At 64.5% G+C, this 24219-nt stretch carries 21 protein-coding genes; 4 read left to right on the plus strand and 17 right to left on the minus strand.

Annotated features, from left to right (window positions below; genetic code table 11):
* Positions 1–28: 28 nt before the first annotated feature.
* The 6 genes from UP09_RS19095 to deoC form a co-directional block, all read right to left on the minus strand.
* Complete coding sequence (locus UP09_RS19095; RefSeq protein WP_044539808.1) at positions 29–1066, minus strand: carbohydrate ABC transporter permease; 1038 nt, start codon at positions 1064–1066, stop codon at positions 29–31.
* Entirely contained in the window at positions 1063–1938 is an 876-nt protein-coding gene (locus UP09_RS19100; RefSeq protein ID WP_044539809.1) for a carbohydrate ABC transporter permease, read from the minus strand. Before UP09_RS19100 ends, UP09_RS19095 begins: the two co-directional genes overlap by 4 nt.
* Entirely contained in the window at positions 1935–2870 is a 936-nt protein-coding gene (gene rbsK / locus UP09_RS19105) for a ribokinase (protein ID WP_044539952.1), read from the minus strand. The genes UP09_RS19100 and rbsK overlap by 4 nt, the downstream gene beginning before the upstream one ends.
* A gap of 5 nt (positions 2871–2875) precedes the next feature.
* Positions 2876–3331, minus strand: coding sequence for an RbsD/FucU family protein (locus UP09_RS19110; RefSeq protein ID WP_044539810.1), 456 nt, complete (start codon positions 3329–3331; stop codon positions 2876–2878).
* Positions 3332–3413: 82 nt separating this feature from the next.
* Positions 3414–5801, minus strand: coding sequence for an aldehyde dehydrogenase family protein (locus tag UP09_RS19115; RefSeq protein WP_044539811.1), 2388 nt, complete (start codon positions 5799–5801; stop codon positions 3414–3416).
* Between the two features lie 10 nt (positions 5802–5811).
* Positions 5812–6729, minus strand: coding sequence for a deoxyribose-phosphate aldolase (gene deoC, locus UP09_RS19120; RefSeq protein ID WP_197082703.1), 918 nt, complete (start codon positions 6727–6729; stop codon positions 5812–5814).
* 329 nt (positions 6730–7058) lie between these two features.
* On the opposite strand from deoC, the gene UP09_RS19125 reads away from it, so the two are divergent.
* On the plus strand, positions 7059–7853 hold the full coding sequence (locus UP09_RS19125; protein WP_044539812.1) for a DeoR/GlpR family DNA-binding transcription regulator: 795 nt from the start codon (positions 7059–7061) through the stop codon (positions 7851–7853).
* An 81-nt stretch (positions 7854–7934) separates the two neighbouring features.
* Here the strand turns inward: UP09_RS19125 and UP09_RS19130 are convergent, their stop codons facing one another.
* From UP09_RS19130 to UP09_RS19160, 7 genes are all read right to left on the minus strand, one after another.
* A complete protein-coding gene (locus UP09_RS19130; protein WP_044539813.1) occupies positions 7935–9086 on the minus strand; it encodes a substrate-binding domain-containing protein in 1152 nt (383 codons plus the stop codon).
* A gap of 66 nt (positions 9087–9152) precedes the next feature.
* Positions 9153–10145 (minus strand): ABC transporter permease, encoded by a 993-nt coding sequence (locus tag UP09_RS19135; RefSeq protein ID WP_044539814.1) that lies wholly within the window; start codon positions 10143–10145, stop codon positions 9153–9155.
* Positions 10142–11734 carry a sugar ABC transporter ATP-binding protein gene (locus tag UP09_RS19140; protein ID WP_156164670.1) on the minus strand — a complete coding sequence of 531 codons (1593 nt, stop codon included), beginning with the start codon at positions 11732–11734 and terminating at the stop codon, positions 10142–10144. Before UP09_RS19140 ends, UP09_RS19135 begins: the two co-directional genes overlap by 4 nt.
* Before the next feature lie 256 nt (positions 11735–11990).
* The gene (locus UP09_RS19145) at positions 11991–12761 is read right to left on the minus strand and encodes an SDR family NAD(P)-dependent oxidoreductase (RefSeq protein ID WP_044539815.1); all 771 of its coding nucleotides are present in this window, start codon (positions 12759–12761) and stop codon (positions 11991–11993) included.
* Positions 12762–13559 carry an SDR family oxidoreductase gene (locus UP09_RS19150; protein ID WP_044539816.1) on the minus strand — a complete coding sequence of 266 codons (798 nt, stop codon included), beginning with the start codon at positions 13557–13559 and terminating at the stop codon, positions 12762–12764.
* Entirely contained in the window at positions 13559–14947 is a 1389-nt protein-coding gene (locus UP09_RS19155) for a transaminase (RefSeq protein WP_044539817.1), read from the minus strand. The genes UP09_RS19150 and UP09_RS19155 overlap by 1 nt, the downstream gene beginning before the upstream one ends.
* On the minus strand, positions 14944–16428 hold the full coding sequence (locus UP09_RS19160; protein ID WP_082070197.1) for an aldehyde dehydrogenase: 1485 nt from the start codon (positions 16426–16428) through the stop codon (positions 14944–14946). Before UP09_RS19160 ends, UP09_RS19155 begins: the two co-directional genes overlap by 4 nt.
* Before the next feature lie 223 nt (positions 16429–16651).
* Here UP09_RS19160 and UP09_RS19165 point away from each other — a divergent pair, with 223 nt between their 5' ends.
* The 3 genes from UP09_RS19165 to UP09_RS19175 are packed head-to-tail and all read left to right on the plus strand — an operon-like array spanning position 16652 to position 19947.
* Positions 16652–17914, plus strand: coding sequence for a Tm-1-like ATP-binding domain-containing protein (locus UP09_RS19165; protein ID WP_044539819.1), 1263 nt, complete (start codon positions 16652–16654; stop codon positions 17912–17914).
* An 8-nt stretch (positions 17915–17922) separates the two neighbouring features.
* Positions 17923–18576 carry an HAD family hydrolase gene (locus tag UP09_RS19170; protein WP_044539955.1) on the plus strand — a complete coding sequence of 218 codons (654 nt, stop codon included), beginning with the start codon at positions 17923–17925 and terminating at the stop codon, positions 18574–18576.
* An 18-nt stretch (positions 18577–18594) separates the two neighbouring features.
* Complete coding sequence (locus tag UP09_RS19175; RefSeq protein WP_044539820.1) at positions 18595–19947, plus strand: aminotransferase class III-fold pyridoxal phosphate-dependent enzyme; 1353 nt, start codon at positions 18595–18597, stop codon at positions 19945–19947.
* Here the strand turns inward: UP09_RS19175 and UP09_RS19180 are convergent.
* The 4 genes from UP09_RS19180 to UP09_RS19195 all read right to left on the minus strand — a co-directional run bounded on the left by UP09_RS19180 (position 19933) and on the right by UP09_RS19195 (position 24207).
* Positions 19933–20247: a hypothetical protein gene (locus UP09_RS19180; protein ID WP_044539821.1), complete on the minus strand. Its 315-nt coding sequence runs from the start codon at positions 20245–20247 to the stop codon at positions 19933–19935. The genes UP09_RS19175 and UP09_RS19180 overlap by 15 nt on opposite strands.
* On the minus strand, positions 20244–22256 hold the full coding sequence (locus UP09_RS19185) for a copper amine oxidase (protein WP_082070198.1): 2013 nt from the start codon (positions 22254–22256) through the stop codon (positions 20244–20246). The genes UP09_RS19180 and UP09_RS19185 overlap by 4 nt, the downstream gene beginning before the upstream one ends.
* A 65-nt stretch (positions 22257–22321) precedes the next feature.
* Positions 22322–23335 (minus strand): branched-chain amino acid ABC transporter permease, encoded by a 1014-nt coding sequence (locus UP09_RS19190; protein WP_044539822.1) that lies wholly within the window; start codon positions 23333–23335, stop codon positions 22322–22324.
* 5 nt (positions 23336–23340) lie between these two features.
* Entirely contained in the window at positions 23341–24207 is an 867-nt protein-coding gene (locus tag UP09_RS19195; protein WP_044539823.1) for a branched-chain amino acid ABC transporter permease, read from the minus strand.
* Between the last annotated feature and the right edge of the window lie 12 nt (positions 24208–24219).

Consider the following 24219-nt stretch of genomic DNA (forward strand, 5'->3'; position numbering starts at 1 on the left):
TGGTCTAGTCCTCCCTTTCAACGTTTTCTTACTTGATGGCTCCGAGCAGCAGGCCTGACCGCATCATCCGGCTGAGCAGGCCTGCCATGATCATCATGGGAACGATGGCAACGAGGGCCGCGGCCGAAATCGCCCACCATTCGTCACCGCGCTGGCTGTTTTGTCCCGCCACCAGAATTGGCAGCGTCTGCCATTTGGAATTGGTCAGGAACAGCGCAAACAGAAACTCATTCCAGACAAAGGCCAGCGTGATCATGAAGGTCGCCAGCAGGCCGTTCATGGACATCGGCACCACGATGCCGAGGAAGATGCGCCAGCTCGGCACATTGTCGACCATCGCCGCCTCTTCGACCTCGATCGGCACCGCCTCGAAGAAATCCCGCATCAGCCAGACCACGATCGGCAACGAGAACGCGACGTAGCACAGCGTCAGTCCGACAAAGCTGTCGATCAGCTGGAAACCGAGGCGGCCGATCTCGCTGTAGAGCAGATACAGCGCGAACGCCGTGACGATCGGCGGGAACATGCGCTGGCTGACGAACCAGAACAGGATGTCCTCATTGCCGAGGATCGGCCCCGGCAAAGGCAGGCGGTTGGCGAGGATCGCAGCCGCGAGCGCGACGGGGAACGCGAGCAGCAACGCTTGCGGCCGGGTGAATCCGAAAGTGATGTTGAACAGCAGGTAGCCACCGAGTGCAAGCAGGAAGAAGGCGAGGCCCGCCCCCAGGCGCACCCTGAATTCGAAGCGCACCAGCGCATAGGCCGCCATTGCACCGATCGCGGTCGCGATGGCCGCCGCCGACAGCCCTACGATGGTTGAGTTCAGGAACGTGTGGAAGAATGCGCCGCGGATCCCCTGATAGAGATCGATGAAGGGCTGCAAGGTCGGCGTGAAGTCGATGAACGGCAGATAGGTCGGGCCGCCGACGACGCCTGGCGGCGTCTTGAACGCCGTCACGATCACCCAATAGAGCGGAAATATGCTGATCAGGCACCAGACGAGACAGGCAGCGGTCACCAGGCGGCGGCCCCAAGGCGACAGTCCGGTCAAGCCGCGGCCACTCATCGGAGCTTCTCCAGATGCGGCCGCAGCAGCGCCAGATACGTCACGCCGATAATCGTGATCGCAATCAGGAACAGAAAGCTGAGCGCCGATGTGTAGCCGAGATTGAACTTCTTGAAGCCCTCCTGATAGGCGAACAACGTCAGGGTCTCCGTGTCCACACCCGGTCCGCCGCCCGTCATCACGAAGACGGTGTCCATGATCTTGTAGCTCTCGATCAGCCGGATGAAGACGACCGCAGCCGAGATCGGCAGCAGCATCGGAAACGTGATCCCCCAGAATTGCTGCCAGGCGCTGGCATTCTCGAGCTCTGCGGCCTCGTAGACATCTTCCGGCAGCGTCTGCAGGCCGGCGAGCATCATCAGAACCACGAACGGCGTCCATTGCCAGATTTCGACCGCGATGATGCAGCCGAGCGCCCAATGACCATTGGTGAGGAACGGCAGGTTGACCAGACCGAACTTGCCCAGAAGCTGGTTGAGCGGTCCCATGGTCGGGTTGAAGATCATGCGCGCCACCAGCGCGACGGCCACCGGAGCGAGCAGCATGGGCAATAGCAATGCGACGCGAAACAGCCGCTCGCCCGGCACCCGCGCGTTGAGCGCCAGGGCTACGGCGAATCCGATGACGTATTGCAACCCAACGGCGATGAAGGCGATCAGCGTCGTCGTGTAGATCGCATTCCAGAAGCGCGGCTCCTGCAGCAGCGATACGTAATTTCCGAACCAGACGACCCGGGGTGGGATCGGGGGAATCAGGCGATAGCTGAGGAAGCTTGTGGTCAACGAATAGATCAGCGGAAAGATCGAGATCGCCAGCACGACGAGCACCGCCGGCCAGATGAAGACATGCTTGATCGGATCATTCCGCATCATGGAGCGGATTGCTCCCTCAAGAGCGCCTCGATCTCCGCGCGACGCGGCATGGAAAGGGCGGTCCCGGGCCGCGTCACCGAAATCCCCGCCGTCGCCGAACCGAAGCGCGCTGCCTCGAGCGGGTCCGCGCCGTCGGCCAGCGCGGCTGCAAAACCGCCGACGAATGCGTCGCCCGCGCCTGTTGTTTCGACCACCTTGCCGGCGGCAAACGGCGGCACATGCAGCGAGCGATCCCGCGTATGGAACAGCGCCCCGCGCTCGCCGAGCGTGATCAGCGCCGTCCCGGCCCCCTTGGCCAATAGCGCGTCGCCGGCGCGGCGGGCGCCCGCAAGATCGCTCACGGCGATCCCGGTCAACGACTCGGCCTCGGTCTCATTGGGGACGACATAGTCGCAGAGCGCAAACAGGCCAGAATCGAACTTGATCGCCGGCGCGGGGTTGAACACCCTGATGCTGCCAGCGGCGCGCGCGATCTCGAGCCCTCGCACCGCGGCATCGACCGGCTGCTCGAGCTGAGTCACGAACACGCGGCTGGTGCGAATGGAGTCCGCCGCTGCGTCGATGTCACCCGGGCTGATACCTCCGGCTGCCCCAGGCACCACAATGATCGCGTTGTCACCCCGCGTCTCGTGAACATAGATGAACGCCGCACCGGTCGGCGCCTCCGTGGTCCTGGCGACGCGCGGCCGGATCCCCTCGGCTTCCCATGTCTTGATCGCAAGCTCGCCAAAGGCATCGCTGCCGATCCGGGAGATGAAGGTCACGCTGGCACCCGCGCGCGCGGCGGCCACGGCCTGGTTCGATCCCTTGCCGCCGGGGCCCATCGCGAATCCCGATCCGGCAATCGTCTCGCCGATCGCAGGCATTTTGCCGGCACGGAAGGCCAGATCGACGACGAAGACGCCAAGGACGGCGACGCCACTTTTACTCATGGTCGTCACTCTCCGTCCGGCGCGATGACGCCCTTGGAGAACAGGAAGCAGCCGTAGAAGCGGCGCTCGCCGGTTGCGATCACGCAATAGGCCGTCTTGGCCTTTTCATAGAAGGCGTGGCGTTCGACGCCGACCAGCGGCCAGGATCGTCCCTCCGCGTGATCGATCGCGGTTTGCACCTCGCGCTGGACCGGCGGCACTTCCTGCGGCTGGCCGACGATCTCCATGCGAACGGCAGCGTCATCGATGAAGGTATCGAGCGGCAGGACCGAGAGAATGGCCTCGATCGCCTTCGCGGTGCTGACATTGTCGATGCGCAGCAACCGGCCAAGCACCGTCTGGCGCGCGATCGAGTCGGCCGGAAAATTGGTATCGCAGACGACCAGGCGATCCCCGTGCCCCATCGCCCGCAAGGCATAGAGCACGTCGGCATTGAGCAGCGGGTTGATGCTCTTGAGCATGTTGCGTCCCTCCCTTGTCTTCAAAAATCGCCCGGACTCTGACGGTCCAGATCCCAATCGGTATCACCCCAAGATGACGGCTCTAGTCTCCATAGGGGATCCAGATGTTCTTCACCTGCACGGCATGGCGGAGCAGGATCGGGCCTTCACTCGCAGACTTGTCGTACCAATCCAGTAGCAGGCCATGATCAACCAATGTGCGCTTGAGATTGCCGATCGACAGCCGTTCCGCGACCGCCGAAGCCTCCTGCGAGCCGAAAGCCCAGAGTGCGTCGACATCGTCATGCTCGGCAAGGACCTTCACAAGATCGTCGCGGCCGCCGGTGACGATATTGACGACGCCTGCCGGCACGTCCGACGTCTCCAGCACCTGGTAGAAATCGGTCGCAGCGAGCGGATGCTTCTCGCTCGGTACGGCCACCACCCGGTTGCCCATCGCAATCAACGGCGCGACCAGGCTGACCAAGCCAAGCAGCGGCGCCTCGTCGGGACAGGCAACACCGACCACGCCGATCGGCTCATGCATCGCAAGCGCCACGCCGCGCAATGGTGGCGCATGCACGCTCCCCTCGAATTTGTCGGCCCAGGCCCCATAGCTGAACAGCCGTTCGATACTCGCATCGACCTCCGCGCGTGACTTGGCACCCGAGACACCCGTCATCTCGGCGATGCGCCGGGCGAACTCGTCACCTCGCACGGAGAGATTCTCGGCAAGGTAATAGAGGATTTGGGCGCGATTATGCGCCGTCGCCCGCGCCCATGCCTCGGCAGATCGCGCGGCGGCCACGGCATTGCGGATGTCCTTGCGGTTGCCTTCGCCGGCCTCGCCGAGATGCCGGCCCTTTGGCGACAGCACGGCCCGCGAATAATTGCCGTCGGGACGCACCTGCTTGCCACCGACGAACAGTTTTGCTGTCCGGTCGATTGGCGGCACGCCGAATCCGGCGCTGTCGGAGGTGGCAGCCGGCGGCGACAATGCCTTCGCCCGCGCCTTGCGCCCGCTCCATGCCTTGGGCTTGAGATATTCGTACATGCCTTCACGGCCACCCTCGCGGCCGAACCCGGACTCGCGATAGCCGCCAAAGCCGACGCTCGCATCGAACAGATTGGTCGCGTTGATCCAGACCACACCGGCCAGCAATTTCGGCGCGATATCCAGCGCCAGCCCGATCGTCTCGCTCCACACGCTGGCGGCAAGCCCATAACGTGTATTATTGGCGAGCATCACGGCCTCGTCAGGCGTACGAAACGTCATCGCCACCGCCACGGGGCCAAAGATCTCCTCGATCGCCACCGTCGACGACGGGTGCACGTTCCAGAGCAAGGTCGGCGGGTAGAAGCATCCCTCCGTCGGGATCGCGCCGGGCGCCTGGTATTTCTCGGCGCCCTCCTCCACTCCGATTTCGACCAGCGCCTTGATCCGTTCGAGCTGCACCGGTGCAACCACCGCACCCATGTCGATCGCCTTGTCGAGCGGCGGGCCGACGCGCAGCGTTTCCATGCGGCGGATCAGGCGTCTGCGGAAGGTCTCGGCGATCCCCTCCTGCAGCAGCAGGCGCGAGCCGGCGCAGCAGACCTGGCCCTGGTTGAACCAGATGGCATCGACCACGCCTTCCACGGCACCGTCGATGTCGGCATCGTCGAACACGATGAACGGCGATTTGCCGCCGAGTTCGAGCGTCAGCGACTTGCCGGTGCCTGCGGTCGACTGCCGGATCAACCGCCCGACCTCGGTCGATCCCGTGAAGGCGATCTTGTCGACGCCTTGATTCTCAACCAGCAGCGCCCCGGTCGCACCATCGCCCGTGAGCACATTCAACACGCCCGGCGACAAACCTGCCTCCGCGGCAAGCTCGGCGAACAGCAACGCGGTGAGCGAGGTGTATTCGGCCGGCTTCAGCACCACGGTGTTGCCTGCCGCAAGCGCCGGCGCGATCTTCCATGCCAGCATCAGCAGCGGGAAATTCCACGGGATGATCTGCCCGATCACGCCGATCGGCACCTGATCGGCGAATTCGCGCTCCTGCAATTGCGCCCAGCCGGCGTGATACAGGAAATGCCGCGCGGCCAACGGCACGTCGAGATCGCGGGTCTCTCGGATCGGCTTGCCGTTGTCGATCGCTTCCAGCACCGCAAACAACCGCGCGTGACGCTGCAGCATCCGCGCCAGTGCGTAGAGATGACGCGCGCGGCCATGACCGCCGAGCTTTGCCCACAGCGGCTGCGCAATGCGCGCGGCGCTCACGGCCGCATCCACATCCGCGGAAGAGCCCTGCGCGATCTTGGCCAGCGCCTTGCCGGTCGCCGGCTCGCTTGTCGTGAGGTGCTTACCGGAATGCGGTGCTGCGAACTTGCCGCCGATGAAGTGCCCGAACACGGCGCCGTGCTGCTTCAGCCAGGCGCGTGCCTCGCCGTCCGCTTCGAGAGCGGGACCGTACTCCATCGTTTCAAAATAATCTGCGACGCTCATCACCGGAGTCTCATCCCACAGGGTGGCGGTTGAAGGCCGAGTAGCGGCCGGTGACATGATGCTCGAGCTGGCGCTCGATGTCGGCGAGCAGGCTCGAGGCGCCGATCCGGAACAGGTCCGGCTCGAGCCAGTCGCGTCCCAATTCCTCCTTCATCAGGAATTGATAGTTGAGCACGTCCTTTGCCGTCGATATCCCGCCGGCCGGCTTGAAGCCGATCTGGTAGCCGGTGCGCTCCTGATACACCCTGATCATCCGCAGCATCGCCAGCGTCACCGGCAGCGTCGCATTGACGCCCTCCTTGCCGGTGGAGGTCTTGATGAAGTCGGCACCAGCCATCATGCAGACCATCGATGCCTTGGCGACGTTGCGCAGCGTCTTGAGATCGCCGGTGGCCAGAATCGTTTTCAGATGCGCGTTGCCGCAGGCCGCACGAAAATCCCTGACCTCGGCGTAAAGCGCGCGCCAATCGCCGGTCAGCGCATGCTCGCGGGTGATGACGATGTCGATCTCCTGCGCGCCGTCCCTGACGGACGCCTCGATCTCCTTGAGCTTGAGGTCGTGAGGTATCAGGCCCGCTGGAAATCCGGTCGAGACCGCGGCAACCGGAATGCCGGATCCATCGAGCGCTTCGACTGCGGTTGCAACGAAGCGGTGATAGACGCAGATCGCACCGGTGTGCAGCCGACGCGCGGCAAAGCCGAGCGCTTCGAGAATGTCAGCGCGCACTGGGGTCTTCGCCTTGGCGCAGAGACGCTTTACCCGCTCGGTGGTGTCGTCGCCGTTGAGCGTCGTCAGATCGATGCAAGTGAGCGCTTTCAGAAGCCACGCCGCCTGCGCATCCTTCTTGACGGTTCGCCGGCCCGGCAAGCTCGCAACCCGTCGCTCGGCGGCCGACAGATTGATCCTGATCTCGTCGACCCAATCCATCTCGAGCGCGCGGCCGCTGTTACGCGAGACCGGATGGGTGTCGCGGGCATGAAGTTGCACCGGCACGGCCGATGGATTCGGTATCAAGACACTCTGCGTCATCGAAACGCCACCCGTCCTAGCGAATCGACGCGAGCGCCGGATAGACTGAATGTGTCGATTGCAACATGTGATCCTCCCAGCCGGAGTTTGCTGCCTTCCGACGCACGCATCGCAAGACACCGGATTGTCTCTTTGGGCTCAATGTTATTATTATAACATATTGCCGTTGATAAACTCACAACATTGTAAGATCATTGTCAACCGGATAAGCAGGCGCGGTGAGCAAAATGGTTGAAACACCGAACGCACGACCAAGCGAGACCCGCGTCCAACGCCTGCAGCGGCTGCGCCGCGCCGTCGAGGGCAGCGGCGCGCTGCACCTCAAGGACGCCGCCGAGCTGCTCAAGGTTTCCGAAATGACGGTGCGGCGTGATCTTGCCGGCCCGGAAGCCGCGCTCGCTTTGCTCGGCGGTTATGTCGTCAACGCGGCATCACCGACCGGAATCAAGTACGCGTTCGAGCAGGAGATCGACCAGCATACCCAGGACAAGCGTCTTGCCTGCCGGTCCGCGGCCGCCTCGATTGGGGAAGGCGACACGATCTTCATCGACTGCGGCACCACGATGCAATCGCTGGCGGACTGTTTGCCTGAGGATATGCCGCTCTCGGTGATCTGCTATTCGATGAACGTGGCGTCGATCGTGACGCGACGGCCGGCCACGCAGGTGATGCTGATGGGCGGGCTCTACCATCCGTCATCACAGTCGTTCTCATCTGACGACGGCCTGTCCTATCTGCGGCGCCTCGGCGTCAACAAGGCCTTCATATCCGCTGGCGGCGTGCACTGGACCCGCGGCGCGAGCTGCTCCAACTTTCACGAGGTTGCGATCAAGCAGGCCGTCATCGCGACCGCGATGGAAAGCGTCCTGGTGGTCGACGCCAGCAAGCTCGGCAGTCTCAAGCCGGCGTTCTTCGGAGATATCGGCGCGTTCTCGCGGATCATCGTCGGCGGCGCGGCGACGTCAGACATGCGCAAGCACTTCCGCAGTCTGCCCGTCGAGTATGTGAGCAGCGCAACCTGATCCGGACGGGGGCTGGCACGCCCGGACCAGGCTTGCTGAACGATGCGCGGCCTCGAAAGACCGCGCATCGCCGGAGGGAGTTCAGTTGCAGGCCGGCTTCGCCTTGTTGCAGGCATCCACCAGCTCGGCCGGCGGCTCCTTCTTGAACACGGTCTTGTAGGACTCCAGCACGTTCGACTGCGTTACCGGCAGCGACTGCACACCGATCCAGCCTGGCGTTTCCTTGCCGAGAAGTGCGTTCATCATCGCCAGCGCTTCCGCGACGCCCTGGTCATAGGGACGCTGCGAGCCGGTCGCCTTCAACGGACCGCCCTTGGCGATCTCGATCGCCGATTGCAGGCCGAGATCGACCGTCGTGACGGGAATGTCGATGCCCTGCGCCCGCATCGAGCTCAGCGTGTCCAGCGCCGGCTGGTCCCACACCGCGTACAATCCCTTGATATCGGGATTACCGGTGAGGAAATCGCCTGCGATCTGCGAGACTTTCGGCGGATCCGTGAAATCGACCTGCTTCATCTTGATATCGGGCCGGTTCTTCGTCATCCACTCGCGCACGCCCTTGGTGCGCTCGTTGGTGCTGAAATAGTCTACGCCGAAATTGACCAGGCCGATGGTGCCGCCCTGCGCAACGCAGGAGGCAAGGATCTGCGCGGCGATCTGGCCGTTACCCTGGCTGTCCGCGGAAACCATCGTCGCATATTCCTCGGGATGCTTCAGACCGGTCGGGATGCTGTCCATCAAGACAAGCTTGATGCCGGCCTTGGCGATCTTCTTGTAGGTCGGCGCAGTCGCGGTGAAATCGACCGGGATCGAGATGATGCCGTCCGGATGCTGCTGGATCGTGTTCTCGATATCGGCGATCTGCTTGTCGACCTGATACTCGGCGGATGCGACGCCCGTCACCGTCACGCCGTACTTCTTCAGCGTATCGGTGATGCCCTGGATCTGGAGCTGTGCCCAGTCGAGGTTGACGGTCTGCATGGAGATGCCGACCTTGAGATGCTTCTCCTTGATCTTGGCGGCATCGGCGTCCGAAAGTGCGACCACCTCCGGCGAGGCGGCCTTTTCGCCATGGGGTCCCTGACCGACAATCGATTTCGGTCCAAGCGTCGCGAGATCGACGCCCTTGACGCAGGTGGCGGGCACCTCGGCGCGGGCCGAGGGAGCGATAAAGACCGCTGTCGCCGCAATCAGCGCGGCCAGCGGCAAGGTTTGTCGCAAGATTGGCTTCATTTGTTGTTCCTCCCGTTTTGGTCGCCGATTGACCGAGGCCGGCAACCTTGCCCCTACTGATCTCGATTAGCGTTTCGTGAAGGCAACCGCGGCAACGATGATCGCGCCCTTGATCACGAGTTGCATCGGCGAGCTGACGCCGAGCAGCACGAGACCGTTGTTGAGCGTGCCGATGATCAGGCTGCCGAAGAGCGTCCCCAGGATGTAGCCGCGCCCGCCGAACAGGCTGCAGCCGCCGAGGATGACAGCGGCGATGACGTCGAGCTCCATGCCTTGGACGACGTCAGGCCGCGCCGCATGCGAGCGTGCCGACAGCACCAGCGCCGCAAGACCGGCCAGCGTTCCGGTCAGGACAAAGGCTGCCGTCGTCACCCACTTGGTGTTGATGCCGGAATACAGCGCCGCGGTCGGATTGCCGCCGACCGCATAGATCCGCCGGCCGAACACGTTGTAGTGTAGCAGCAGGATGCCGACGATCATCGCGGCAAGCGTCCAGGCAATCGGCACAGGCATACCAAGGAACGTGCCTTCGCCGAAGATCGCGAAATATGTCTCATTGGTGATGATCACCGGCTTGGTGTTGGTGACCATCATCGCCAGCCCCCGCGCCATGCTCAGCGTACCCAGCGTCACCAGGAAGGACGGGATCGAGAGCTGCGTGGTCAGGATGCCGTTGAGCAATCCGACCAGTGCGCCGGTGCCGAGCCCGGCCACGGCGCCCACGACCCAGCTGTTGTTGACCTGGCTCATCGCGAGCGCGGCGGCCATGCCCGACAGCGCCAGTGTCGAGGCGACCGAAAGATCGATCTGGCGCGCGATGATGACGAAGGTCATGCCGACCGCAATGATCGATACCAGCGTGGTCTGCCGGCCGATGTTCAGAAAATTATCGACCGACAGAAACCACGGCGACGACAGGCTGAACACGACAAGCAGGATCACGAAGGCGATGTAGAGCATATAGGGCCGCTCGCCGCGCAGCAGGTTCTGCAGCAGCTTGCGGCGACGGTCGGATGATGTCGGCGAGGCGACGACATTGGGCGCGGTCAGTTCGGTCATGCTGGCAACTCTTGCAATGCGTCCTTTGCTGCGCTTTGGCCGGACGCCTGGAGCATTTGAAGCAGATGGTGGAGTTCCTCGGCGTCATCGATCTCGCCGCGCACCAGAACTCTCGCGACGCGGCCATCGACGATCACGGAGATGCGGTCGCAGAGCTCGATCAGCTCGACGAGGTCGGACGAGACGAGGAAGACACCGGTGCCATCGCGGACGGCCTGGCGGATCACGCCGTAGATTTCCTCACGCGCGCCGACGTCGACGCCGACGGTGGGCTCGTCCAGCAGCAGCACACGCGGTCTCGGATCGTTCCATTTTCCGAACACGACCTTCTGCTGGTTGCCGCCGGAGAGCGTCCTGACCAGGCTCGACGCGCCCTGCGCCTTCACCGCGAGCTTGCCGATCGCAGTTTCCGCGCGCCTGGTGGCGGCGCCTTGCTGCATCCAGCCCCAGCGCGAGAAATAGGGAAGCCGCGACAGCGTGACGTTGCGCTCGATCGAATGGTCCAGCACCAGGCCTTGCACGTGACGATCTTCGGGCACCAGCGCGATGCCCTGATCGATCGCGTCAGCCGGGTTCCTCGGCGACCATCGCCGTCCGTCGATCTCGAATGTGCCGCTCTCGACCGATCGGAGGCCGAAAACGGTCTCCAGAATCTCGGTGCGCCCGCTTCCGATCAACCCGGCCAGACCGTGGATCTCGCCCTTCAGGACGGATAGCTCGACCGCGTGCAGCCGGTCATTAGAGACATCAGACAGGGAGAGAACCGGCGACGCATCGACCGAGCGCGGAGCCTGCGGCTGGGCCCGAACCGCAGCCGGCGCCAGTCGGTCCGATCCAACGATCGCATTCACCAAGCGTTTCATATCGGTATCGGCAGTGACGAAGGTGCCGGCATTTGCGCCATCACGGAGCACGGTGACACGCTGCGAGATCTCGAACACTTCATTCAGCCGGTGGGTCACATAGATCACGCCGACGCCGCGGCGCGTCACCTTGCCGATCGCATCGAACAGGATTCGCACTTCGTCTGACGTCAGCGACGACGTCGGCTCATCGAGGATCAGCAGCCGCACCTCGCCCATCAGCGCCTTCGCGATCTCCGTCATCTGGCGGTAGGCGAAGGGCAATGAGCCAACGGTGGCCTTGATATCGAGGGGAATGCCGAGCTGAGTGAGGAACGCGCTCGCTTGCGCCATCAACTCACGCTTCCTGACAAAGCCGAAACGGCCGCGCGGCTCGCGGCCGAGCAACAGATTGTCGGCAACGCTCAGCGATTCAACGAGACTCAAATCCTGGTAGACGACGGCAATCCCCGCCTCGCGCGACTTTGCCGGGCTGTCGAACGCCACCGGCCGGCCCGCGATCTCGATCGTGCCGCTGTCATAGGCATGCACGCCGCTGAGGATCTTGATCAGCGTTGATTTTCCCGCGCCGTTCTCGCCGAGCAGCGCGTGCACCTCGCCGGCCCGCACCTCGAGGTTCACGTCGCGCAGCGCACGCACGCCGCCAAAGCGCTTGTTGATGGCGTTGACCATCACAAGCGGCGTCGGCGGCCGGGGCTGTGCTGCAACCGAACCAGACGGCTCCAAATTCTCCTCCCGCCTGTCCCACCGCTGCTACGATGGTGACATTTTGTTATTATTGCAACTTACTGTGTTATAATTCTATCAGATTAACCACCCTGTCAATGGGGGATCGCGCCCGCAAACTGCGGGTGACTGGCCAAAGGGTGGAGTTGAGGCGCGCGGATTCAGGCGCACGGAACGCCGCGTCAAAGACGGAGCCGTTAATCCGGCGCGAGGTTTATTGCGAGAACAGGCCGAGCCGGCCGAACAGGAGCCGCCGCTAGACGGCGCGATTTTGCGTCGGAGATCGGCCGCCGCCGTCGGCAACAAGAACGGCGCCGGTTACGAACGACGCCTCGTCCGAGACGAGGAACAGGCAACAGGCGGCGATCTCCGCGGGCTCGGCCATCCGGCCCAGCGCGATCCGCCGCTCGACTGCCTGGAATTCCGCCTCCGGCGTCGTGCCGTTCTGCTCGGCGAGCAATCCCATCTCGTAGGCGCTCATCGGCGTCCGCACCCAACCGGGCGCCACCGCATTGGCGCGGATACCGTCGGCGCCATGGGCGTAGGCCAGCGAACGGGTGTAGGCGACGACGGCCGCCTTGCTTGCCGCATAGCTTGCGCCATCCGGGCTGGCGTTGAACGCGGCAACGGAAGCGATATTCACGATCGCGCCGCCGCGCTGCCTGAGCAGCGGCAGGGACGCGCGACAGACGCGCATAGTCCCGGTCAGGTTGACATCAAGGGTCTTCGCCCAGACTTCGTCGGTGACCGTCGAGGGTTGATCGGGGATGATCAGGCCGGCGGCATTGACGAGGATGTCGAGCCGCGCGCCGCAGGCCACGACCGCCTTGGCGATGTCGGCCGACTTGGTCACGTCACCATGGATCGCGTGCCCGCCGGCTTCCGCCGCAGCCGCCTCAAGCTCGGCTTCGCCAAGGCCAAACAGCACAACGTGCGCGCCGTTGCGGGCCAGCAGCAACGCGGTCGCGCGGCCGATACCGGTCGCAGCTCCGGTGACCAGCGCGGTCTTTCCATCGAGCCGCGACATCTACAGTCCCCATTGCCGTTCGACGGCAAATCCGGTCTCCGGCAGCGTCGAACCGCCATCCACGACGATGGTTTGCCCGGTGACATATTTGGCCTCGGCGGAGGCAAGATAGAGCATCGCGCAGGCGATATCGTCGGCGTTGCCCATGTGCCCGACCGGAATGAAGCGCTCGAGCTTCGCCTTGTTCGCAGGCTCGCTCATGGTGCCGCGGCCCGGCTTTTCGATAAAGCCGGCCTCGACGCCGTTGACCGTGATGCCGTCGCGCGCCAGCTCAAACGCCGCGCCGCGAATGAATGCATTGGCGCCGGCCTTCGCCGCCGAGTAATGCGCGCCGCCGCCCATCGCAACGCGGGCAGAGACGGACGAGGTCACAAGGATCCGCCCGAAGCCGATAGCACGCATGTGCGGGATCGCGGCCTGCGCCAGCCAGAAACTCGCATTCAGGTTCAGCGCCAACGTGTCGTCAAGCTTCGCCTCGTCGAGGTCATCCAGCGACGACCACGGGCAGCCGCCGGCATTGTGCACGACGATGTCGAGCCGGCCATGTTGCCCGGCGACCTCGTCGATCATGAGACGCAGGCTCGCGCGGTCGAGTTTGTCGAAGGGCACGCAATGCACGGCGAGGCCCTCAGCCGCCAGCTCCCGCACCAGCGCTTCGGCGATATCCAGCGTCCGGTTGGCAATCACCACGGTCGCGCCAGCCCGCGCGAGCCGCGTGACGATGGCGGCGCCGATGCCCCTGCCCCCGCCTGTGACGATGGCTACTCTCCCGGCGAGATCGAACGGCGGATGCGGCATCAGATCACTCCGGCCCGTCGCAGCAGATCGATGAACTGCGTAAATACGGCGGTGTGTCGTTCCACATCGGTCGCCGAGGTTGCCGGACACATCAGCAGCATGGTGTGGAACGGCGTCACCAGAATGCCCTCGTTCATGTAGAACGCATGCAGCAGGGTTTCGAGGTCGGGCTGGCGTCCCGCGATCACGTCCGCACCGCTGCGCGGCGGCTCGCGCATGAACATGATCTCGGCCCGCGCGCCGATCTGCGTGACATGCCAGGGCAGACGATTCGCCTCGATCAGTCGGCTGATATCGCTTGCGAGCCGCGTTGCGGTGGCGATCATGCGTTCGTAATTCGCCGGCGTCAGAACCTTCTCCAGCACCGCACGCATGGTCGTAACCGTCAGCGCATTGCCAGCGAGCGTGCCACCAAACCCAAGATGGGCGGACTGCCGCTCGCGCGGATTGACATGGGGAACGAGCGTCCAGAGCCGCTCGGCGATCTCCTGGCTCAGGCCGAAGATACCCGCGGGAATACCGCCGGCGATTGCCTTGCCGGCGACGAAGATGTCGGATTCGAGCCCGTTATCCCCGCTGTAACCGCCCGGTCCGCAGGACAGCGTGTGGGTCTCGTCGATGATCAGGATTGTGCCGGCACGGCGGGTCAGGTCACGCAACGCTTGGTGAAATCCTGTAGCGACCGGGATCATGCCGAAATTCGTCATCAGCGGCTCGGCCAGCACGCAGGCGACGTCGCCATGCGCCAGCGCCGCCTCAAGCGCGGCGACATCATTGAACTCGACGACCCGTGAGACCGCGTCATGATCGATGCCGTTCGGATGGATCATGTTGCGCAGGCCGACGCGACCGTCGCGGATTTCGACATGGGCCTCCTCGACGCCACCGTGGTAGCAGCCGGAGAACACCAGCACCTTGCGGCGGCCGGTGATCATGCGCGCGATCCGGATCGCAGCGCGGTTGGCGTCGGTCGCCGAAGTCGTCAGCGTCCAATATTTTGGGCCGAAGCGACGGGAGAGCTCGGCGCCGACCCAGAGACTATCCTCGGTCGGCAGCATCGTCGTCGCGCCGCGCTTGAGCTGGCGCAGCACAGCGTCGGTCACCGCCTCGGGCGCGTGTCCACACATGCCGCCGGTATCACCGAGGCAGAAATCGACGTAGTCGCGGCCGTCGATATCCCGGATATGCGCCCCACTGGCCTCGTCGACATAGACCGGGAATCCACCGGCCCAGCGCCGCATCCAGTGCGACGGACCGCCATAGAGGAAATGCTGCTTGCCTTCCTGCCAGGCTTCCGCCGAACGCGGATGCAGCGCCAGGAAGCGCTCCTGCTCGGTCTCGATCAGTCGGTTCAGAACGCCCTGGCGCTCGGCGGTTGCTGTTGTCATAGCGCGATCCAGGCGGTCTTGAGGTCGGTGTAGGCGTCGAGCGCGTGGAGCGATTTGTCCCGCCCGAAGCCGGATTGCTTGAAGCCGCCGAGCGGCACCGTGATGTCGGCGCCGCCATAGGTGTTGACGTGCACGACCCCGGCATGAATCGCGCGCACCATGCGATGCGCCGTCGCCAGCCGGCTGGTCCACACCGCGGATGCCAGACCATAAGGCGTCGCATTGGCAAGCGCGATTGCGTCCTCCTCGTTGTCGAAGCGCGTGACGGCGAGCACGGGACCGAACACCTCCTCACGCCACAGCTCCATCGACGGTGTGACCTCTGCGAGGATCGCAGGCGACATGAAATTGCCGCCGCTCCCGGCGCGGATCTGTTCACCGCCAACCAGCCGCTGCGCGCCCTGCTCCTCCGCGCGCGCAACAGCGTCCAGATTCTTGCGCAACTGCGCCGGGCTCGAGATCGCGCCGATATCCGACGTCAGCTCGAGCGGGTCGCCGACCCTGAGCTTCGCAGTGGCGTCAAGCAGCTCGTCCATGAAGCGGTCATAAATCGAGGACTGCACGAGCAGCCGCGAGCCGGCGACGCAGACCTGACCGGAATTGCGGAAGATGCCGTTCGCCGACACTTTTGCCGCCTGCTTGATGTCGGGCACATCGGCAAACACGATGTTGGGCGATTTTCCACCAAGCTCAAGATGGACGCGTTTCAGGTTCGATCGCGCCGAGCATTCTAGCAGCAGCCGGCCGACCGCGCCGGAACCAGTGAAGGCGAGCACGTCGACATCCATGTGAAGCGCGAGCGCCTCGCCGGCCGACGCGCCACGGCCGGTCACGACATTGAGCACGCCATCCGGCAACCCTGCCTCACTCGCCAATTCGGCGAGCCGCAGCAATGTCAGCGACGCCAGTTCCGGCGGCTTCACCACGACGGAGTTTCCGGCGGCGAGCGCGGGACCAATTTTCCACGCCCCGATCATCAGCGGGAAATTCCAGGGCACGATCACGCCGACGACACCGAGCGGCTCGCGATGCACGAGGCCAAGGACATCACCACCGGTCGGCGCGATCTCGCCATAGACCTTGTCGATCGCCTCGGCGTAGTAGCGGATGGCTCCGGCCGCCGACAGCGGCTCGGCCTTGTAGGCCATGCCGATCTCGGTGCCGTTGTCGCGCACGCCAAGCACCGCGATCTCCAGCGCGTGCTGCTCGATCAGCTCGGCGAACCGCAGCAGCACCTTCTTGCGTTGTGCCGGCGCCGCGCGCGACCAGCTTCCCTGCTCGAACACCTGCCGTGCCCGCGTCACCGCAAGATCGATATCGGCCGCATCGCCATCGGCGATCGTCGTCAGCGCCTTACCGTCGATCGGCGAGACGACGTCAAGCCGCGCCTCGCCGATCGCTGCCGTCGGCCGGCCGCCGATAAAAAGCTGCTGGGCCGGAACGGCTGATGACCTCAACCGATCGATCTGGACTTGCTGCATGTGAGACAATCGTGGTGGTGGCGGAGCTGACACCGACGGGGTCGCTAACATCCGCAATTTCAGCCAGTTCAAGGCCTTGGCAGCAATCCACCGATAGGTTGATGTCGTCGCGGACGCCGTCCCCATAGCGTGAATCTCACGATGGCCGAACGCTCTCTCTGCTCGGTGCTATCAGTCGTTCGTTCCAATCCTCTCCCAGCCCACCGGCGAGCCCCGACGCGCAATGTCCGAGATCACGCAGCCCCGAATCCTCCTGATCGGCACCGGCGACACCAAGGCCGACGAACTCACATTCATGACCGAGTGCATCGGCAGGGCCGGCGGCACCACGATCATGATGGACATCAGCGTGCTCGGCGACCCGCCCTACCGGCCCGCGCATGACAAGCATGCGGTAGCGGCCGCCGCACACACGACGGTCGATGTGATCGCATCCAGCGGCGACGAGAATTCGGCGATGTCCCTGATGGCCGTCGGAGCCGCCAACCTCGCGCGCGACCTCGCAGACCGCGACGCTATCGATGGCGTGATCGCAATCGGCGGCACCATGGGAACCGATCTGGCGCTCGATGTTGCGCAGGCGCTGCCGCTCGGCCTGCCGAAGCTGATCGTCTCGACGGTCGCATTCTCACATCTGATCCCGCCGCACCGTGTCGCGGCCGATCTGATGATGATCCTGTGGGCCGGTGGGCTTTACGGCCTCAACGGCACCTGCACGGCGGTGCTGTCGCAGGCCTGCGGTGCGATCGTCGGCGCGGCGAAGAGCGCGATCAGGCCGCGCAACGAGCGGCCGGTGGTCGCGATCACCTCGCTCGGCAAGAGCTGCCTGCGCTACATGGTCGAGCTCAAGCCGCAGTTGGAAAAGCGCGGCTACGAGGTTGTAGTCTTCCACACCACGGGCATGGGCGGCCGTGCGATGGAGTCGATCGCGGCCCAAGGCGGTTTCGCCGCGGTGCTGGATCTCAGCCTGCAGGAGGTCGCCAACCAACTGACCGGCTCGGTGGTAAATTCGGGTGCCGATCGGTTGGAGAATGCCGGCAGAGCCGGCATTCCGCAGATCGTCGCCCCTGGCGCCATCGACATGATCGACTTTCCAGCGTGGCTGCCGGTACCGAACGAATTGAGCGACCGTCCCTTCCACGCGCATAACCGCCTGCTGGCATCGGCGACATCCAAGGCCGTCGATCGCCGCCGGATCGCCCGCGCGATCGCCGACAAGCTGTCGCAGGCCAGGGCGCCCGTCGCCTTCGTGCTGCCCACCGGCGGCATCCAGCAATGGGACCGCGCGGGCGAAGCACTGCACGATCCCGATGCGCTGGCCGCCTTCGTCGATGCAATGCGGTCGGCGATCGCGCCGCCGGTCGAGCTGCACGAGATCAAGGACCACATCAACAGTACGCTCTTCAATGAGACGGTGCTCGGCATCTTCGACCGCTGGGTCGAGGCCGGCATCGTACCGGCCGGCCGGATCACGGTTGCGGCGTGAGCAATCCAATCGCCCAGGCACTGGTGCTGGATTTCGGCGGGGTCATCTCGAAGACCCTGTTCGAGACCCACGACCTGACGGAACGCGCGCTGGGGCTCGCCCCCTGCACGCTGAAATGGCTTGGCCCGTTCGCGCCCGACAGCGATCCGCTCTGGACCGCCATGCAGCATGGCGAGATCTCCGAGCGCGATTACTGGCTGACGCGCAGCCGCGAGGTCGGGCGCATGCTCGGCGAAGACTGGCCCGACATGGAGACCTTCGTGAAGCGCGCGCGCGGCGCCGAGCCTGACACGGTGATCCGTCCCGAGGCGGAGCGCGCGATCCGGATCGCGGCGGACGCCGGCGTCAGGCTCGCCATCCTCTCCAACGAGCTCGATTTGTTTTACGGCGCGGATTTCCGCACCCGCCTTCCCGTCCTCGCACGGTTCGAGACGATCGTGGACGCGACCCATACCAAAATCCTCAAGCCCGATCCGCGCGCCTACCAGGGCGTGCTCGAGGCACTGGCGTTGGATGCGGACGACTGCGTCTTCGTCGATGACCAGCGCCGCAACATTGCGGGCGCCGCCGCGTGCGGCATGCGCACGGTGCTGTTCGATGTGCGGACGCCCGCCGCGTCGTACCGTGAGGCCTTGCGCCACTTCGGACTGCAATTCGACTGAGCCGGACAGAGAGCGATCATGCGCGACAGAAACTTCCTGATCGAGAACAACGCCAAGCCGATCTGGCACCCGATGGCCCATCCCGCCGAGATGCGGGCGCAGCCGCCGCGGATCGTGATGAAGGGCGAAGGCGTCCACGTCACCGATATCGACGGCAACACCGTGATCGATGCGGTCGGCGGCCTCTGGAACGTCAATCTCGGCTATAGCTGCGATCCGATCAAGAAGGCGATCTCGGACCAACTCAGCGCATTGCCCTATTATTCCAGCTTTCGCGGCACCTCGACCGGCCCGTCGATCGAGCTCGCCTATGAGCTCACCGAATGGTTCAAGCCGGAAGGCATGGTCCGCGCCTTCTTCACCTCGGGTGGTTCCGACTCGGTCGAGACCGCGCTGCGGCTCGCGCGGCAATACTGGAAGATCAAGGGCCAGGCCGACCGCACCAAATTCCTGTCGCTGAAGAAGGGCTATCACGGCACGCATTTCGGCGGCGCCTCGGTCAATGGCAACGCCAACTTCCGCCGCAACTACGAGCCGCTGCTGCCGGGCGTGTTCCACATCCCCGCGCCATCGACCTACCGCAATCCCTTCAACGAGACCGATCCCGCCAAGCTCGCGCAATTGTGCGCAGCTGCCATGGAGGACGAGATCGCGTTCCAGGGCGGTGACACCATCGCCGCCTTCATCATGGAGCCGGTGCTCGGCGCTGGCGGCGTGATCGTGCCGCCGGACAATTTCATGACGCTGGCGCGCGAGATCTGCGACCGCCACGGCATCCTGATGATCGCGGACGAGGTCGTCACCGGGTTTGGCCGCACCGGCGCATGGTCGGGCTCGCGTCTGTGGGGCGTGAAGCCCGACATGATGACGATGGCGAAAGCAATCACGTCGGGCTATTTCCCGCTCGGCGCGACGCTGATCGGAGAGGAGGTGGCAGAAACCTTCGAGGCGGACACGACGTCGTTCGGCTCGATCGGGCATGGCTACACCTATTCGGGCCATCCGGTCGGCTGTGCCGCGGGCCTTGCGGCGCTGGCCGAGACCCGCCGTCTCAAGCTCGACGAGAACGCCGCCGCACGCGGCATCGATCTCGCCGGTGCGCTCGAGCAGCTCAAGGCCAGCCATCCGCTGGTCGGCGACGTCAGGAGCAAGGGGCTGATGGCCGCGCTCGAGCTGGTGGCCGATCGCGACAGCAAGAAGCCGGCTGACAAGAAGACGATGGCCAAGGTCGCCGACGCCGCCTATGAGGCCGGCGTGATGTTGCGGGCCTCCGGCAACACCATCATCCTGTCGCCGCCGCTGATCCTCACCGCAGCCGATGTGACCAGGATCGCCGAAGGCATCGATGCCGGCCTCTCAGCGGCCGGCTGAAATCGCGCTCGCGCAGGCGATGGCGCGCTCGAACAGAGCACCATGGGCCGTGTCGCGGTCGAGACAGTCGGCCAGCGACGCCGGCGTCATGGTCTGGTCGGTGCAAAATATCCGCATAAAGTCGGCCGCGAGCGCAATCTTGCGCGGCGCCAGCTGCTTCTGCCAGTCGGCTGAGCTGAGGTAGAGCAAGGACGTGTCGGCGTCGCTGGTATCAGGAGAAGCCGTCGCGCCACGCGCGGCCGGCAGCATCGCCATGAGAACGCAGGCCACCGCACCGAAGCGAGACAAGCGGCGGGTCATTTCGCATCCTTGGCATCGACCACCGGCGGCACGTCGAGCGCCGGATTGCGATCGAAGAAGTTGAACGGGCGCAATCGAAAACCGTGCCAGAGGCCCGGCATGACCGGCCAGTCCTCGGCGCGCGGCACATGGCGGAAGCCGACCGTGTACCACAGCACGAGATCGCGATCCTCGATCGGCCGCCTCGCGGCGGTCCATCTCGGCAGGCCATCGACTTCAGCATTTTCGTTGGGATAGAGGCCCGCGGCGTATTTCTCGTCCCTCGCGTAGGCCGAGGCCCAGAGCGTGTAGGCACTGAACCCGGCGCGCAGCTGGATCGGATCGTCCTTGGCGAGCAGCGAGACGTCGGAATGGCCGGGCATCAATTGGTAGCTGGTGCGATAACCCTGCTTGTTGGTTTTATCGGCGCTCTCGACCCTGAACTGGGCCGCGTTCAGCGGCAAGGTGATCGGCCCCTCGGTCGCGACCGGGCTCGTCTCAACTTGCCAGAGGCTCTTGCGCTGACCCTCATCGATCCGGCGGACGCTGAAGCGATCCTCGACCAGCCGGTTCGAGGCGCCGTCGACATCCATGTCGATCCGGAACGTCATGTAGTGATCGTGGTTGACCGCCAGCAGCCGCTCGTCGACCAGCGTACCGTAGGCGGTATCCTGCGCAGCCGTCGGATCGCTCAAGGTCCGGCTCGCAACGCCCTTGGTGGCGTCGATGCCGTAAGCTCCGAGTCGCACGTCGATGTTTCCGGCGCGGTCGAACACATAGTCGACGAGATAGTCGTAATTGCCAACCACCGGCGCCATCCGCACCACGAGCTCATTGTTCGGCCGTACCTCTGACGTGTTGTTGAACAGCTCGCTGTGACGCCAGATCGGGTCGCCGGTGGGGCGCTCGAAAATGCACACCGCGCCCTTGGAAACGGCCGGCATACCCTTGGTGTCCGAGATCGTCAGATCGAGGTAATGCGCACCATCCGGGCAATCCTCACCGGGCCGCAACTCGCTAGACAGCACCCCAAAGCCGTATTCGCCGATGTCCATATAGGCGCGGAACGACCAGGTCAGTGCCGGATCCATGTAGGGCACGAACATCTCGCTCGCCGACATCTGGTAGGCGATGTCGCGCGGCGTGCCGTGGTCGTCGTAGCGGATCAGCGACAGCACCGCGCCGAGGCGCGGCTCGAGGCGCACATGGAACGACCAGTTGTCCCAGTGCACTTGCCCACCCTCCACCTTGACATTGCTGCCTTGCGGCGCCGAGATCTCGATCGGCTTCGGCGGCTTGCGATACTTCCCTGAATCGCCATAGGCGTGTGACGGCGTCGATGGCGGCGGCGGCACCACGCCGAGATCGGTCACCGACAGCACCGATTTGGTCGTGAGGTCCACCTCTGCCATCAGGTTCTCGATCGGCTTTCCCCACAGATTGTTGGCCGCTCCCGACGCGTCGAGGCAGGGAACGTTGAGCAGGCGATGCCCTTGCAACGTCGGATCGGTCACCGGGCCAACCGTCAGCGGCAGGCACACGACATTGCTGAAATCGGTGATGCCTCGCTTGGCCATCGCGGCGATCCAGCGCGAGTCCTGCTTCGGAAGGTCGCCCGCCGATATCAGTTCGTCGATCGTCAGTGCGGCCTGCTTGTCCTTGACCTCGTTCCAGCCAAGCAAGTTGCGTGCGGCGAGATCAATCCGCGCCTCGTAGAGATGCTGATCGCGAAGCAGCGTCGCAACCGCACGCCGCGCGAACGGTTGTCCAGGCTGCCACGCCCGCACCTCGTCCTTGGGGTCCTCGTCCAGCGCCATCGAGACGACGCGCGTCGTGCCGTCGAACTTCCCGGCACTGCGGAGGATATCCGTGACGGAATTGATTTCGTCCGCAGTCAGCCCATCCATTGGGTGCATCGCCGCGACATGCGGCCACATCCTGTGCTCGGCCCGCGCCGGTAACGGCGCAGCCAGCGCCGCGACGACCAGACCGGTCAATGCCCATCCGCCACGTCGGTATACCAGAGCCATTCCGCCCACTCCTCAAGCTGTTGCCGCGAGCATACAGGCAAAGGCGGCGCCAAGTAGCCCCCCGCCTAGCCCGCAATCTGTTGCGATGCGCTCGGCAAGACTACGGCTGGACGCGGCGAGGTACGCTGCACGTCGAGCAGGCGGATGCCGAGGCGATCGCGCAGTGCCGGCCAGATGCCCCGCGGAGCCACCATCATGACGATGACCGCGATGACGCCGAGCCCGACCAGATACCAGCCGCCGGAGAGCCCGAGTGGCCCGGTCATCAGTTCGCGCAGGCCGAAGAAGATGATGACGCCGAGGATCGGCCCTTCGAGCGTTCCGATGCCGCCGATGATAACGATGAACATCATGTAGACCGACCAGTTGACGTCGAATGCCGCGAGCGGCGCGATGTAGAGATTGCCCATGAAGCTGAGCGCGCCGGCAAGGCCACACCCCGCCGCCGACAGCACGAAGGCGACGAAGCGGTTGTGCCGGACGTCAACGCCGACGCTCATCGCGGCCAGATCATTGTCGCGCACGCTCATCAGCCCGAGCCCGAAGCTCGAAATCATCAGTTTGTACAGCGCCGCGATGGTTCCGAGCGTCAAGGCGCCGGCCAGCCAGAACATGGTCGGTTCGAACCAGTCGAAATCGATCAGCTTGCTGGTCGGCAGCGGCAACCCCGACGTGCCACCGACGGCCTGCGACTTCATCGTGAACGCGCCGATGATCTCGGCGAACACCCACATCGCGATCGAGAAATAGGCCTCGCGCAGCCGGAACAGCGGAACCGCGATGATGGCGGCGACGACAGCGGCAACGACCGGCGCCACCGGCAGCACCCAGATCGGGGTGACCTCGAGCCAGCCCGAGGTCAGGAACAGCGCATAGGCGCCGAAGGCGATGAAGACCTGGTGGCCGAGCGAGACCAGGCCGGCATAGCCCGCCAGCAAATTCCACATCTGCGCCATCGTGAGCAGCAGCAGGCATTCCGTCGCGAGCCGCAAAATGCCCTCGTTCAGCACGAAGGGGGCGCCGGCTATCACGGCTGCCAGAACCAGGCCGGATGCTGCGAGGATCGTCCGTGTCGGCATCGGTCTCAACCCTTGCTCGACACCAGGCCGGACGGCCTGATCAGCAGCATGATGAAGAACAGCAAATGCGCATAGAGCAGCCCGGCGTTCGGGTCGATCTTCAGGCCGATCAGTTGCGCCATGCCGAGCGCAATGCCGCCGAGCAGCGCGCCCCAGAACGAGCCGAGGCCGCCGAGCACGACGACCTCGAACGCGATCAACAGCCGCTCCGCACCTGAGAACGGCGTGAAGCTCGATCGCACCGCCAGCAGCACGCCGCCGATCGCACCCAGCGCGAGCGACAGGCCCATGACATAATTGTAGACCCGGTCGGGCTTGACCCCGGACAGCCGGACGATATCGCGTCGGTCGGCGGTCGCCCGCACGATCCGTCCGAATTCGGTATGACGCAGGATGAGCTGCAGCGCCATGAACAGCAGCGCCGCCAGCACCAACGTGAGCAACGGCATGATGCCGATGTTCAGTCCGGCAATCTCGAGGCTGGCGCGCGAGAGTTCGCCGACCTGAAGGCTGCGCACGTCGGCGCCGAACACCTCGACCATCACATTGCGCAGGATCACCGAGACGCCGAAAGTCAGCAGTAGCGGCGCGAGTGGATCCGGCGACTTGATGACGCGGTTGACGATGACGGCCTGATAGATCCAGCCGACCGCAAAGGACAACGCGATCACCGGGATCAGCATCAACAGCGGCGGCACCGACGGACACAGATTGGCGAGCAATACCGCGCAGAACGCGCTCAGCACCATGAATTCGCCATGCGCGATGTTGACGACGCGCATGACGCCGAACACCAGCGCCAGGCCAATGCCAAGCAGGGCATAGAGCCCGCCCAGCAAGGCTCCGTTGATCAACGTCTCAACCCAGATCATGTCTCACCGGTC

Source organism: Bradyrhizobium sp. LTSP885, from assembly GCF_000938305.1.
GTDB lineage: Bacteria > Pseudomonadota > Alphaproteobacteria > Rhizobiales > Xanthobacteraceae > Bradyrhizobium.

Bases quoted from the DNA above. Each gene is read 5' to 3' on its own strand.
- UP09_RS19095 (WP_044539808.1), bottom strand. From the start codon at position 1,066: ATGAGTGGCCGCGGCTTGACCGGACTGTCGCCTTGGGGCCGCCGCCTG.
- UP09_RS19100 (WP_044539809.1), bottom strand. From the start codon at position 1,938: ATGATGCGGAATGATCCGATCAAGCATGTCTTCATCTGGCCGGCGGTG.
- rbsK (WP_044539952.1), bottom strand. From the start codon at position 2,870: ATGAGTAAAAGTGGCGTCGCCGTCCTTGGCGTCTTCGTCGTCGATCTG.
- UP09_RS19110 (WP_044539810.1), bottom strand. From the start codon at position 3,331: ATGCTCAAGAGCATCAACCCGCTGCTCAATGCCGACGTGCTCTATGCC.
- UP09_RS19115 (WP_044539811.1), bottom strand. From the start codon at position 5,801: ATGAGCGTCGCAGATTATTTTGAAACGATGGAGTACGGTCCCGCTCTC.
- deoC (WP_197082703.1), bottom strand. From the start codon at position 6,729: ATGGATTGGGTCGACGAGATCAGGATCAATCTGTCGGCCGCCGAGCGA.
- UP09_RS19125 (WP_044539812.1), top strand. From the start codon at position 7,059: ATGGTTGAAACACCGAACGCACGACCAAGCGAGACCCGCGTCCAACGC.
- UP09_RS19130 (WP_044539813.1), bottom strand. From the start codon at position 9,086: ATGAAGCCAATCTTGCGACAAACCTTGCCGCTGGCCGCGCTGATTGCG.
- UP09_RS19135 (WP_044539814.1), bottom strand. From the start codon at position 10,145: ATGACCGAACTGACCGCGCCCAATGTCGTCGCCTCGCCGACATCATCC.
- UP09_RS19145 (WP_044539815.1), bottom strand. From the start codon at position 12,761: ATGTCGCGGCTCGATGGAAAGACCGCGCTGGTCACCGGAGCTGCGACC.
- UP09_RS19150 (WP_044539816.1), bottom strand. From the start codon at position 13,559: ATGCCGCATCCGCCGTTCGATCTCGCCGGGAGAGTAGCCATCGTCACA.
- UP09_RS19155 (WP_044539817.1), bottom strand. From the start codon at position 14,947: ATGACAACAGCAACCGCCGAGCGCCAGGGCGTTCTGAACCGACTGATC.
- UP09_RS19160 (WP_082070197.1), bottom strand. From the start codon at position 16,428: ATGCAGCAAGTCCAGATCGATCGGTTGAGGTCATCAGCCGTTCCGGCC.
- UP09_RS19165 (WP_044539819.1), top strand. From the start codon at position 16,652: ATGTCCGAGATCACGCAGCCCCGAATCCTCCTGATCGGCACCGGCGAC.
- UP09_RS19175 (WP_044539820.1), top strand. From the start codon at position 18,595: ATGCGCGACAGAAACTTCCTGATCGAGAACAACGCCAAGCCGATCTGG.
- UP09_RS19180 (WP_044539821.1), bottom strand. From the start codon at position 20,247: ATGACCCGCCGCTTGTCTCGCTTCGGTGCGGTGGCCTGCGTTCTCATG.
- UP09_RS19185 (WP_082070198.1), bottom strand. From the start codon at position 22,256: ATGGCTCTGGTATACCGACGTGGCGGATGGGCATTGACCGGTCTGGTC.
- UP09_RS19190 (WP_044539822.1), bottom strand. From the start codon at position 23,335: ATGCCGACACGGACGATCCTCGCAGCATCCGGCCTGGTTCTGGCAGCC.
- UP09_RS19195 (WP_044539823.1), bottom strand. From the start codon at position 24,207: ATGATCTGGGTTGAGACGTTGATCAACGGAGCCTTGCTGGGCGGGCTC.